Source organism: Ideonella sp. (assembly GCF_044358605.1).
GTDB lineage: Bacteria > Pseudomonadota > Gammaproteobacteria > Burkholderiales > Burkholderiaceae_C > Ideonella.
On sequence record NZ_JBIKNQ010000004.1, the window covers coordinates 106,467 to 118,282 of the forward strand.

Annotated in this window: 15 protein-coding genes; 1 reads left to right on the forward strand and 14 read right to left on the reverse strand. The window is 61.5% G+C overall.

The window, feature by feature from the left end:
* Positions 1 to 51 precede the first annotated feature (51 nt).
* The 3 genes from ACIQ3Q_RS02745 to ACIQ3Q_RS02755 all read right to left on the reverse strand — a co-directional run bounded on the left by ACIQ3Q_RS02745 (position 52) and on the right by ACIQ3Q_RS02755 (position 2,662).
* The gene (locus ACIQ3Q_RS02745; RefSeq protein ID WP_396267433.1) at positions 52 to 804 is read right to left on the reverse strand and encodes an amino acid ABC transporter permease; all 753 of its coding nucleotides are present in this window, start codon (positions 802 to 804) and stop codon (positions 52 to 54) included.
* A gap of 29 nt (positions 805 to 833) precedes the next feature.
* Positions 834 to 1,715 carry a basic amino acid ABC transporter substrate-binding protein gene (locus tag ACIQ3Q_RS02750; protein WP_396267434.1) on the reverse strand — a complete coding sequence of 294 codons (882 nt, stop codon included), beginning with the start codon at positions 1,713 to 1,715 and terminating at the stop codon, positions 834 to 836.
* Between the two features lie 158 nt (positions 1,716 to 1,873).
* Positions 1,874 to 2,662, reverse strand: a complete 789-nt coding sequence (locus ACIQ3Q_RS02755) for a ferritin-like domain-containing protein (RefSeq protein ID WP_396267435.1) — start codon at positions 2,660 to 2,662, stop codon at positions 1,874 to 1,876.
* A gap of 35 nt (positions 2,663 to 2,697) precedes the next feature.
* Here ACIQ3Q_RS02755 and ACIQ3Q_RS02760 point away from each other — a divergent pair, with 35 nt between their 5' ends.
* Positions 2,698 to 3,657, forward strand: a complete 960-nt coding sequence (locus ACIQ3Q_RS02760; RefSeq protein ID WP_396267436.1) for an Hsp33 family molecular chaperone HslO — start codon at positions 2,698 to 2,700, stop codon at positions 3,655 to 3,657.
* Here the strand turns inward: ACIQ3Q_RS02760 and ACIQ3Q_RS02765 are convergent.
* The 11 genes from ACIQ3Q_RS02765 to ACIQ3Q_RS02815 form a co-directional block, all read right to left on the reverse strand.
* Positions 3,631 to 4,332 (reverse strand): AAA family ATPase, encoded by a 702-nt coding sequence (locus ACIQ3Q_RS02765; RefSeq protein ID WP_396267437.1) that lies wholly within the window; start codon positions 4,330 to 4,332, stop codon positions 3,631 to 3,633. The genes ACIQ3Q_RS02760 and ACIQ3Q_RS02765 overlap by 27 nt on opposite strands.
* Positions 4,325 to 4,963, reverse strand: a complete 639-nt coding sequence (gene pnuC / locus ACIQ3Q_RS02770; protein WP_396267438.1) for a nicotinamide riboside transporter PnuC — start codon at positions 4,961 to 4,963, stop codon at positions 4,325 to 4,327. The genes ACIQ3Q_RS02765 and pnuC overlap by 8 nt, the downstream gene beginning before the upstream one ends.
* Positions 4,964 to 4,988: 25 nt before the next feature.
* Entirely contained in the window at positions 4,989 to 5,267 is a 279-nt protein-coding gene (locus tag ACIQ3Q_RS02775; RefSeq protein WP_396267439.1) for a septum formation initiator family protein, read from the reverse strand.
* Between the two features lie 45 nt (positions 5,268 to 5,312).
* Positions 5,313 to 6,596: a phosphopyruvate hydratase gene (gene eno / locus ACIQ3Q_RS02780; RefSeq protein ID WP_396267440.1), complete on the reverse strand. Its 1,284-nt coding sequence runs from the start codon at positions 6,594 to 6,596 to the stop codon at positions 5,313 to 5,315.
* A 101-nt stretch (positions 6,597 to 6,697) separates the two neighbouring features.
* On the reverse strand, positions 6,698 to 6,988 hold the full coding sequence (locus ACIQ3Q_RS02785) for a DUF1330 domain-containing protein (RefSeq protein ID WP_396267441.1): 291 nt from the start codon (positions 6,986 to 6,988) through the stop codon (positions 6,698 to 6,700).
* Positions 6,985 to 7,839 carry a 3-deoxy-8-phosphooctulonate synthase gene (gene kdsA / locus ACIQ3Q_RS02790; RefSeq protein WP_396267442.1) on the reverse strand — a complete coding sequence of 285 codons (855 nt, stop codon included), beginning with the start codon at positions 7,837 to 7,839 and terminating at the stop codon, positions 6,985 to 6,987. Before kdsA ends, ACIQ3Q_RS02785 begins: the two co-directional genes overlap by 4 nt.
* Positions 7,840 to 7,841: 2 nt before the next feature.
* Positions 7,842 to 9,494 carry a CTP synthase gene (locus ACIQ3Q_RS02795; RefSeq protein ID WP_396267443.1) on the reverse strand — a complete coding sequence of 551 codons (1,653 nt, stop codon included), beginning with the start codon at positions 9,492 to 9,494 and terminating at the stop codon, positions 7,842 to 7,844.
* Positions 9,495 to 9,775: 281 nt separating this feature from the next.
* Positions 9,776 to 10,321, reverse strand: a complete 546-nt coding sequence (locus ACIQ3Q_RS02800; protein WP_396267444.1) for a GrpB family protein — start codon at positions 10,319 to 10,321, stop codon at positions 9,776 to 9,778.
* 4 nt (positions 10,322 to 10,325) lie between these two features.
* Positions 10,326 to 10,769, reverse strand: coding sequence for a TIGR02594 family protein (locus ACIQ3Q_RS02805; RefSeq protein ID WP_396267445.1), 444 nt, complete (start codon positions 10,767 to 10,769; stop codon positions 10,326 to 10,328).
* 63 nt (positions 10,770 to 10,832) lie between these two features.
* Positions 10,833 to 11,153 (reverse strand): nuclear transport factor 2 family protein, encoded by a 321-nt coding sequence (locus tag ACIQ3Q_RS02810; protein WP_396267446.1) that lies wholly within the window; start codon positions 11,151 to 11,153, stop codon positions 10,833 to 10,835.
* 23 nt (positions 11,154 to 11,176) lie between these two features.
* Positions 11,177 to 11,671 (reverse strand): GNAT family N-acetyltransferase, encoded by a 495-nt coding sequence (locus ACIQ3Q_RS02815; RefSeq protein ID WP_396267447.1) that lies wholly within the window; start codon positions 11,669 to 11,671, stop codon positions 11,177 to 11,179.
* Positions 11,672 to 11,816: the final 145 nt, after the last annotated feature.

Consider the following 11,816-nt stretch of genomic DNA (forward strand, 5'->3'; position numbering starts at 1 on the left):
ACGGCAGCCCAGGGCTGCCGTTTTGTTTGAGGAGTTAAGCGCTGAGTGAAGTCAGCGGCCCCTGAGATGGGCGGGCGCCTCCAGGCGCTGGGCCAAGGTGGAGAGCACCAAGGTCAACACCAGGTACATGGCCGAGATGGCCAAATAGGGCTCCCAATAGCGCGAATAGGCACCAGCCACGGTGCGGGCTGCCAGCGCCAACTCGGCCAAGCCTATGGCAGAGACCAAGGAGGAGTCCTTGATCAGCGTGACACCCTCATTGACCAAGGCCGGCACCATGCGGCGGAAAGCCTGCGGCATGATCACAAAACGCATGGCTTGACCGTGGGTCAGGCCCAGGCTCCATGCGGCTTGCGTTTGGCCGGTGTGAATGCTTTGAATGCCTGCCCGGAAGATCTCCGAGATATAGGCCCCAGCATTCAGCGACAGTGCCACAGCGCCAGAGAAGAAGGCCCCGTGCTCCTGACGGAACTCACGGGCCAATTCACCAGACAACAGCAGGCCATGCTCTGGATGAAGCAGTGCCGGCATGACCGCAAAGTGCACCAGCAGAATCTGAACAAACAAGGGCGTGCCACGAAAGAAGGTCACGTAGGCCGTGGTCAGGCCTCGTGCCAGCTTCAGCAGCAGGTTCAAAGGTTCAGACTTGAGCGGAGGTGCATCGCGAGAACTGCTGATCAGACCCAACACCGCGCCGAGTGCCAAGCCCACCACAATGGCCACTAAAGTGAGCTCTATCGTGGTGAGCAAGCCCTTCATGAACAAGGGCCAGTAGCCCGAAAGAATTTCCCAACGTAAGTCCATGTGAGCTCTTTCCTGGCGCGTTCAGGCGATCAGTTGGAGGCGGCGGAAGCCGGTGCGGTCGGGGCTGCGGCTGCAGCAGGTTCCGTGCCGAAGGTCTTCTTGTAGATGGCGTTATAAGTGCCATCGGCCTTCACGGCAGCCAAGCCCTTGTTGATCTGGGCCAGCAGTTCGGCATTGCCCTTCTTCACGGCGATACCGTACTGCTCAGGCGCGAAGGACTTGGTGTCCGACACGGTCTTGAACTTGGCGCCCGTGTTGTTGGCCACGTAGTGGATGACCACGCCGTTGTCTGCCACCACGGCGTCCACGCCACCGGCCTCCAGCTCTTTCAGAGCCAGCGGGGTGGATTCAAAACGCTTGATGGTGGTGGCGGTCTTGCCTTGCAGCTTGGTGACCACTTCATCGCCGGTGGTGCCGGTTTGCACGCCAACCTTCAGCTTCTTCAGGTCGTCGAACTTGGCGACCTTGGAGTTGTCCTTGACGGCGATGAGCTGGTTGGCATCAAAGTAAGCGTCAGAGAAGTCCATGGTCTGCTTGCGCTCGTCGGTGATGGTGATCGAGGAGATCAGCACATCGCGGTCGCCTTGGCCCAGGGCATTGAAAATGCCTTCCCAGGGGGTGTTGACGAACTTGACCTTGAAGCCCCCCTTCTCAGCCACCGCGTTCAGCAGGTCCACCGAGAAGCCGACGATCTCACCCTTTTCGTTTTGGAACTCGAAAGGAGCATAGGCCGCGTCGGTGCCCACGGTGTAGACCTTGGCCGGTGCGGGTTCAGCCGCAGAAGCGGGAGCCGATGCAACGGGAGCCGACGCGGCAGGCGTGGGTTCTTTCTTGCCGCATGCAGCCAGCACCAGGCCAGCGACCAACATGCTGGCAACCTTCAGGAATTGACGAGTGTCTTGACGAGCCATGAGAGTCCTTCAACAAAAATAGGAGTGACGGAAAACGTCGACCCTCCAGTGTATGCCTGTGTCCCAGGCTTTGAGCAGAGGGTAGGTTGGGGTTGTCCTGGGGTTAGGGCAACGCTGAAAGAGCCCCTCGCTCCTGCGGGGCCCTCTTCAGCCTTGCCTCAGGCTTGGTCAAGCCGAATCAGCTCTTCTTCGCTGAAACCTGCCGCGCGGCGTGCTTCTAAGTTGAAGGGCTTGCGTAAGCGCGGTGCGGCGTGTCTGTGCGCCAGGTCCGCATAGGTTTGCAGCGGGTCCAGGCTGGCTTGCTGGCACAACCAGCCGTACCAGTGGTTGCCAATGGCGACATGGCCGATTTCGTCGCGCAAGATGATGTCCAAGATGTCGGCTGCACGGTGGTCACCCATGTGTCGGAACTTGGTTTGCACTGCTGGGGTCGCGTCCAGACCCCGGGCCTCTAAGGTGCGGGGCACCAGGGCCATGCGGGCCAGCACGTCCTGGGCTGTGCGTTCGGCCATGGACCACAAACCGCCGTGGGCCTCAAAGTCGCCGTAGTCAAACCCCAGGCTTTGCAGGTGTTCTCGCAGCAGGCTGAAGTGCAAGGCCTCCTCATCAGCCACCTGCAGCCAATCCAGGTAATAGCGCTCAGGCATGTCCGCAAAGCGCCAAATGGCATCGAGCGCCAAATTGATGGCATTGAACTCGATGTGGCAGAGTGCGTGCACCATAGCAGCCCGGCCCTCAGGGGTGCGCAGCGAGCGTTTGGGCACCGCCGTGTGATCGACCCAGATGGGCTGCGCTGGCCGCCCTGGCAATGGGGCGTTGCAGTGCAGGGCGGCGGCGGTGTCCAGCGCCATAGTCGACGAGGCCTTCCGCAAGGCCTGGGTGCAAAGGACTTTTTGCGCGGGGTCGGCTTCGCACAAGGCGGCCAAAGCGCTCGTTCGGAGTTCCATCTTTAAAATTATCGATCCTCCCCCATATCACCCCCATGAGCGAACTCCATAAATTTCTCTTTGAAGGCCTGCCCGTGCGCGGCATGTTGGTGCGCCTGACTGACTCATGGCAAGAAGTGCTGCGCCGGCGTGAGGCCGCGGGCGCCTATCCCCAAGAGGTGTCTGCGCTGCTGGGCCAGATGAGCGCCGCGGCCGTGCTGATGCAGGCCAACCTGAAGTTCAACGGTGCCTTGATTTTGCAGATCCATGGCGACGGCCCCTTGAAGCTGGCCGTGGCCGAAGCCCGTAGCGACCTGGACTTTCGCGCCACCGCCAAGGTGATGGGCGAGGTGCCCACCCAGGCTGGCCTGGGTGACATGCTGAACGTCAGCGGCCAAGGCCGCTGCGCCATCACCCTGGACCCGCAAGACCGCCTGCCTGGCCAGCAGCCCTATCAGGGCGTGGTGCCGCTCAACGGCAACGACGGCCAATCCTTGGCGCAACTCTCCGAAGTGCTGGAGCAATACATGCGCCAGTCTGAGCAATTGGAAACCCGGCTGGTCTTGGCGGCCGACGGCCAGCTCGCCGCAGGCTTGCTGATCCAGCGCCTGCCGCTGGAGGGCCAAGGCAACCTCGAAGGCACGGGGGCGCTGAGCTCGCCCGAAGATGCGGCGGAGTCCTTCAACCGGATCGCCCACTTGGCCGCCACACTGAGCCAAGAAGAGCTGCTGACTTTGGATGCCGACACCGTGATGCGGCGTTTGTTTTGGGAAGAAGATGTGCGGCGCTTTGAGCCACTGAAGCCGCGATTTGCCTGCACTTGCTCGCTGGAGCGTGTGCAAAGCATGCTGCAGGGCTTGGGCCAGGAAGAGGCCCTGGGTGTGGTGCAAGAGCGCGGTGAGATCGAAGTGGGCTGCGATTTCTGCGGCCAGCACTATCACTTTGATGCGGTGGACGTGGCCGCACTTTTCACCCCAGAGGGCGAGACCTTAGCGCCCAACCGCACCTTGCACTGAAGTAGGCTGCCGAAGGGCGTGTTCGCACTCGGGGCTGTCGCAGTCGCACAGCCAGGGCCAAGCGGGCGCTTCGGCATCGCGTTGGGCCAGCCGCGTGAACAGGCCCGCTTTTCGGCCCGCCTTATTGCCGCGCAGCAGAGGGCTGATGGCATCCATCGCGGCATCCACACGCGCTGGGCCTTGGCCGCGGATGACCACGAAGTCCAGGCCGCCCTGCAGCAGCAAGTGGCGCAGCCGCGCATCAACCGGTTCGCGCACATGCGGGCCTTCGCGCTGCAGGCCGTCGGCCACCCAAGGCAAGTCCAGCCCGGTCAGCAAGGTCAGGCTGCACTGCTGGCCGTGCCAATGCAGCGCAGCGGCGTCGAGTTCGTCACTGGCAAAGACTTGCCAGTGATAGACCGCCGTCATCAGCGGTGTGGTGTCCGCGAAGACCACGTCGTGCGCCTCGCGCGCCGCTTCAATGGCCGTGCTTTGTAGCCGCACGATCTCCGCCTGCTCGTGCTGAAGCGGTGTGCGCTGGTGCTCATCGCACCAAGTGCGCAGTGCCTCGGGCACCCAGGTACACCTCAAGCCCGTGGCCTCAGCCAATTCCTCGGCCAGGCCGGCCGCCAAGGTGCTCTTACCCGTGGATTCGGCACCGACCAGGGCGATCACTTGCCCCAAGGCATCAGCCATGGCTTTGGCCTTCTAGGCGCTTCCAGGCCCGCCAGCCTTGCAGCGCCATCAGCGTGAACAGGCTGTACAAAATGACCGTCAGCCACAAGCCCTTGGTGGCAAACAGGGCTACGCTGACCACATTGACGGCGACCCAGGTGGGCCAGTTCTCGATGCGCTTTTGCGCCAGCAAGAGCTGGCCGGCCAAACTGCCGACGGTGGGCAGAGCGTCCAGCCACGCGACGTCCGAGCTTGTGTGGGTGTTCAGCAACCAGGCCAACACAGGCCAAGCGGCCAAGGTGGCGAGCAGGGCGGTGAGGCGTTGGCGGGGGCTTAAGCGCGAGACTTTCAGGGCTTTCGCATCGTCATGGCGCCCCTTGAGCCACTGATGCCAGCCCCAAAAAGCGCCGACGATGAACACCACCTGCAAGCCTGCCTCGCCAAAAAGCTTGAAGTGTGCAAACAGCAGACCGTAGAGCGCGGAGCTGATGATGGCCAGGGGCCAAGCCACGGGATGGACCCGCATATTGGCCACCACCATCAGCAAAGACAGCACAAAGGCTACCAGCTCTGCGCCCGTCACGGCACTGCCCCAGAGCGAAAACAAGGGCGTCAACAGCGGCGCTGCGGCCTGCAACAGGCTGTCCAACATGGGCTAGGCGTAGGGGAGGGTGGGTTCAGCGGCTGCCAGGGGCGACCACCACCAAGACTTCGTCAGGCTTGATCATGCCCATGTCGAGGCGGGCTCTCTCTTCCACGATCTCGACACCGTCTTTCAAGTCCGCCACTTCGGCCATCAGGCGCTCGTTGCGCGCTCGGGCTTCGTCATTGCGCGCGCGCTGCTCAGTCAACTCCGAGCGCAGCGACATCGCATGAGGCACGCCCCCTTTGCCAAGCCAAAGCTCGGCATGTACCAGCAGCAGCAAGGCGGCAAAGACGAAGGGGACGATGCGCATAGGGCCGGATTGTGCCGCAGCGCTGAAACGCTGCGGCAAACCTCATCAACGCAGGTTGTAGAACGCGTCGCGGCCGGGGTAAACGGCCACGTCGCCCAGGTCTTCTTCAATGCGCAGCAACTGGTTGTACTTGGCCATGCGGTCTGAGCGCGACAGCGAGCCCGTCTTGATCTGACCCGCGTTCAGGCCCACAGCGATGTCGGCAATGGTGGAGTCTTCGGTCTCGCCCGAGCGGTGGCTGATGACGGCGGTGTAGCCGGCGCGCTTAGCCATCTCAATCGCGGCGAAGGTCTCGGTCAGGGTGCCGATCTGGTTGATCTTGATGAGGATGGAGTTGGCAATGCCCTTCTCGATGCCTTCTTTCAGGATCTTGGTGTTGGTGACGAAGAGGTCGTCGCCCACGATCTGCACCTTCTTACCCAGGCGGTCGGTCAACACCTTCCAGCCGTCCCAGTCGCCTTCGGCCATGCCGTCTTCGATAGAGACGATGGGGTACTTGTCGCACCAAGTGGCCAGGATGTCGGTCCACTCGGTGGCGGTCAGGGTCAGGCCTTCGCCTTCCAGGTGGTACTTGCCGTCTTTGTAGAACTCGCTGGCGGCGCAGTCCAGGCCAATGGCGATTTGGCTGCCTGCAGTGAAGCCTGCCTTATCGATGGCTTCCAGGATCAGCTGGATGGCTGCTTCATGGCTGGGCAGGTTGGGGGCAAAGCCGCCTTCGTCGCCCACGGTGGTGCTCATGCCCTTGGCGTCCACCAGCTTCTTCAAAGCGTGGAAGACTTCAGCGCCGTAACGCAGGGCTTCGCGGAAGGTTGGAGCGCCCACGGGGATGATCATGAACTCTTGCAAGTCCAGGCTGTTGTTGGCGTGCGCACCGCCGTTGATGACGTTCATCATCGGCACGGGCAATTGCACGCCGCCCATGCCACCGAAGTAGCGGTACAGCGGCAGGCCCGCTTCTTCAGCCGCAGCTCGGGCCACGGCCATCGAGACGGCCAGCATGGCGTTAGCGCCCAAGCGGCTCTTGTTCTCGGTGCCGTCCAAGTCGATCAGGGTCTTGTCCAGAAAGGCTTGCTCGCTGGCGTCCAGGCCCAACACGGCCTCGCTGATCTCGGTGTTGATGTTCTGCACGGCCTTGAGCACGCCCTTGCCGAGGTAGCGGCTCTTGTCGCCGTCGCGCAGCTCGATCGCTTCACGCGAGCCGGTGGAGGCGCCCGACGGCACAGCAGCGCGGCCCAGGGTTCCGCTTTCCAGCAGCACGTCGCATTCAACGGTGGGGTTGCCGCGGCTGTCCAAGACTTCGCGGCCGACGATATCAACAATGGCGCTCATGACTTACTCACTCCGTGATTGAAAAAACATTCGGCGCGCAGGATGCCGTCATCTGGTTACCTGCGTGCATCAATTTCAGGTCTTCAAGTTTCAGGCGGGGCTCAGGCCACACCATCCACCACCACCATGCGCATCACCCCCGCGCCTTCGCGCAGGGTACGGGCATGGCTATAGGTTTGGCTGTTGTAAAAGGCCTTGGCGGCGTCTCGGCTGGGGAACTTCAGCAGCACCAGGCGCGAGGGCGTCCAAGGGCCTTCCAGCACTTCAAATTCGCCGCCCCGCACCAGCACCTCAGCGCCATGCTCTTGCATGGCTTTGGTGCTCCATTCGCGGTACTGGGCCATCTTCTCGGCGTCGGTCACCGTCACATCAGCAATGACATAGGCACTCATTGGAAATCGTCCTCCAGCAAGGCTTGGCTCTTCACGACTTTGTCGAGTTGCACCAAGGTTTCCAGTAAGGCCTTCATCTTGCCCAGCGGCACGGCATTCGGGCCGTCTGACCACGCTTCAGCAGGCTTGGGGTGGGTCTCCATGAAGAGGCCGGCCACACCGGCAGCCACACCGGCGCGCGCCAAGACGGGCACCATCTCACGTGCCCCGCCACTGCTGGTGCCTTGCCCACCGGGCTTTTGCACCGAATGGGTCACGTCAAACACCACCGGGGCGCCTGACTTGCGCATTTCAGCCAGGCTGCTCATGTCAGCCACCAGGTTGTTGTAGCCAAAGCTCACGCCGCGCTCGCAGGCCAAAAAGCGGTCTTCAGAAAGACCTGCTTCACGGGCCGCAGCCCGGGCTTTGTCGACCACGTTCTTCATGTCCCAAGGGGCCAGGAATTGGCCCTTCTTGATGTTCACCGGCCTGCCAGACTTGGCCACAGCGCGGATGAAATCGGTCTGGCGGCACAAGAAGGCGGGCGTCTGCAGCACATCGACCACGCTTGCCACCGGCTCGACTTGGGCTTCGTCGTGCACGTCGGTCAGGATGGGGAGTTGCAGTTGCCGGCGAATTTCGTCCAGCACCTTCAAGCCCTTGTCCATGCCCAAGCCACGCGGCGTGTTGCCCGAAGAGCGGTTGGCTTTGTCGAAAGAGCCCTTGTAGATCAGCGGGATGCCCAGCGGTGCACAGATTTCTTTCAGGCGTCCGGCAACCTCCAGGGACATCTCCAAGCCCTCGATCGAGCAGGTGCCCGCGATCAAGAAAAAGGGCTTGTCGAGTCCGACGTCAAATCCACAGAGCTTCATGCTTAAGCCTTTGCTTGTGCCTGGTGGGCCAGGGCTGCTTTGATGTAGCTGATGAACAGCGGGTGGCCGTCCCAGGGGGTGGACTTGAATTCCGGGTGGAATTGCACGCCCACATACCAAGGGTGAACGTCGCGCGGCAGCTCCACCATTTCGGTGAGCTTTTCGCGCTGCGTGATCGCGGAGATCACCAGCCCCGCCTCTTGCAGGCGGTCGAGGTAATGCTCGTTGGCCTCATAGCGGTGGCGGTGGCGTTCTGTGACGACCGGGCCATAGATGTCATGGGCCAGGGTGCCAGCCTTGACGTCAGAGCTTTGCGCGCCCAGGCGCATGGTGCCGCCCAAGTCGGAATTGGCGTCGCGCTTCTGGATGGAGCCGTCGGCGTCTTGCCACTCATCAATCAGCGCAATCACCTTGTGAGGTGCGTCGGGTTCGAACTCGGTGGAATTGGCGCCTTCCAGACCGGCCATGTGGCGCGCATATTCGATGGTGGCCACTTGCATGCCGAGGCAAATGCCCAGGTAGGGCAGCTTGTGCTCACGGGCAAAGCGCGCGGCGCTGATCTTGCCTTCGACACCGCGCTTGCCAAAGCCGCCAGGCACCAGCACCGCATCAAACTGGGCCAATTGCTCGGCGGCGTTCGCGTCGGTCAGGGTCTCAGAATCCACATAGTTGATCTTGACGCGCACATGGTTGTGCAGGCCCGCATGGCGCAGCGCCTCGTTGAGCGACTTGTAGCTGTCCGACAGGTCGGTGTACTTGCCGCACATGGCGATGTTGACTTCGCCCTTGGGGTGCTCGACTTCATGGACAAGGTTGTCCCAGGTCTTGAGGTCGGCCGCCTTGGTGTGCAGGGCCAGCTTGCGGCAGATCAGGTCGTCCAAACCTTGCTCATGCAGCACACGCGGCACTTTGTAGATGGTGTCCACGTCCCACATGGAGATCACGCCGTGCAGGGCCACGTTGGTGAACAGCGAAATCTTTTCGCGCTCTTCCACCGGCACTTCAAAGTCGGCGCGGCACAGCAGCGCATCGGGCTGGATACCGATTTCGCGCAGCTTTTGCACGGTGTGCTGGGTGGGCTTGGTCTTCAGCTCACCGGCGGCCTTGATGTAGGGCACATAGGTGAGGTGAACAAACGCGCAATTGCCCGGCTGCTTCAGGCTGAGCTGACGCACGGCTTCCAAGAAGGGCAGGGACTCAATGTCGCCCACCGTGCCGCCAATCTCCACGATGGCCACGTCCACGGCATCGGGCGTGTCGGCGCCAGCGCCGCGCTTGACGTACTCTTGGATTTCGTTGGTGACGTGGGGGATGACCTGCACGGTCTTGCCCAGGTAGTCGCCGCGGCGTTCTTTCTCCAGCACCGACTTGTAGATCAAGCCGCTGGTGAAGTTGTTGCTGCGCTTCATCCGGGTGGTGATGAAACGCTCGTAGTGGCCGAGGTCGAGGTCGGTCTCCGCGCCGTCGTCGGTGACGAAGACTTCGCCGTGTTGGAACGGCGACATCGTGCCCGGGTCCACGTTCAAATACGGGTCGAGCTTGATGAGGGTGACTTTAAGACCGCGCGATTCCAAAATCGCAGCCAACGAGGCCGACGCGATGCCCTTGCCGAGCGAGGACACCACACCGCCGGTGACGAAGACGTACTTGGTCATGGGATGAGGCCACTGGCGGCTCTCAAAAACGGAGCGGCGCAGGAATGCCGTGGTGGTAAAGCGCGATTATAGGCAAGGTGGGCGGGGACGGCCTGCCGGGTGTCTTAATTGAAGCGCGTACGTGGCGGGGGCTGTTTGTGGAGCGGCACGCTCGCCACGAGGCCTGCGGCGACTGCCGCCGCTCATGTCCTCCGCCGTCGGCTGCGCCGCCGTCTCCCCCTTAACTTCGCTTTGGCAGTCGCCGCAGGCCTCATGGCTGGGGTGGGCGCTTAGTCCGGTCGCTAGCCGTCGCTTTGGCTTGGCGTCGGCAGACCGAAGCGCAGGGCCTCGGCAAGTGTTTTGGTCACAAACTCAGATTTCGCCAAGGAATATCTCTCCTGATCGTCAAGCGTCTCGCCGTCGTGTGCGGCGGCAAGTGCAGACTTCAGTTGCGCGTAGTCTGCGGCCACATCTGGATGGAGACGTAGATAGTCCCGAAAGGCAAGGTGGTTGCGTTCCACCAGGGAGCCTGCCACACACAAATGAACATGATGAGTGCTGGGCCAGATGGCGGGCCTCGTGAAGTAGGGGTACACCATGTCGAATGCCCCAAGGTTCACATGCAGATAGCCAAGGGCAGCCATTTCTGCCAGAAGCGCTGCTCGAGGCTCCAGCGATGCGAACGACACCTGAACGTCGATCACGGGCTTTGCGGCCAAACCTGGGACGGAAGTGGAGCCCACATGGTCGATACGGAGGGCGCGATTTCCGAATTGGCCGCGAAGACGCTTCGCCTCCTCGACGAAGGCGTCGCGCCATGCTGGCTGGTAAGGGACGATATCGATCATGGATTCAGCGCACTGCTGAAGGCCATCGGTAGGCCAGCACTGTCGACAGCGGATAGGCATGCAGCCTGACCTCACCGAGTTGATTGCCCCCGAGCAAGACGATGGTGTCACCCTCTAGGCGCTGGAAAAAGCCAACGTGGCCCTTCCAACTGGCCGGGTCTTCGCGCCAAAGCACTGTGATGCAGCCTTCAAGGGGGTGGGCCAGAGGTTCGCCCCAGGTGAGCCATGAGCGGGCCAGCGCTGAAGCGGTTCCGGCGATGCCGGCTTGCGCTAGAGACCAGTGGACAAACGACGAACACCAGGAAACTTTGTCGTCGTAGCCTGCGATGTTGGTGCCCGCGTGATACTGAGTGATGCGGGGATTGCATTCACCAGGGCCGCATGCACGGACTCCGCATTCAGCCCTTGCCAATGCAAGCCAAGGTGCGTTCGTCAAGGTGCGCTCCACGATGCGATCGAATCAGTCCGACCACCGCTCTTGCTTGATGATCTGTTCATTGACCTCAAGTCTCTACAGGCCTCTGCCTTTGCCCGAGAAGGACAGGCCCCCGCTCTTGCTAGACCAAGTGAACATGAAGGTACACAGTGCAGTCTTGGTTGAACGATGTATCCAGCGGATGTCATTCATCTGGAAGATGTCTTCTTCAATGGTGGCGAAAGTGCGCTGCATCGCCCCCTTGATGGCTTCTCGGTCGAAACAAGTCCCCTCTGAAAACACAAAGCATGCGTCTGCATCGATCAAGGGTTCTATGATTTCCAAGTCCTTGGAAGGCAGCGCCGCTTCGTATCGTGCAAGGGCTTGCTCGGGATCAGGTGCGGGCAATGAAGTCATGGTTCTTGAGTGTCAGGACGGTCTCACAGGGGCCGACTCATGTACTGAACCCAGCCAATGCGCCCCTGCTGGCGCGGTCCGAGGTCGAGGAAGCCGGCCGCTCTGTAGGCCTTGATACCAGCCACGTTTTCTTCATCAACGGCCAAACTGAGGCTTGAGCAATCTGGCCAATGCTGGGCTACCCATTCAGGCAAACTGAGGAGGGCGACGCGCCCGAAGCCGCGTCCTTGGTGTCGGATGTCTAGGCGCAGTCCGCTGATCACGGCCGATCGAGATGATGCCCAGCTCGGCGCTTTGCTTAAGCGTTTGAGAGACAAAAGTCCAATGAGATCACTCTGCCAGACGATGCCAAGTCCCACTTGATCGTCGCTAGATCGATCTTCGATGGATTTCATCTGCGCTTCAACCGAGCCTGCGTACTCGACCTGCTCAGGCGTAATCTCTATGGCCCTCGCCTGGCTTCGTTGCCGCTCGGTGAGCTTGGCCCAAACGAGGAGTTCGACCTGCGATTGATCCACGCGAGATTTCCCTTGGTGCAAAGTTAATCACCTGAGTCATAGGGTTCTAACTGTCAAGCCCCGGGAGATCATTCACACGTTTTGTGAAGAGCTTGGGGTGTGAGGCGTGCCATTTTTTCAGGGCCTCGATGGGGGTCTGGTGGTT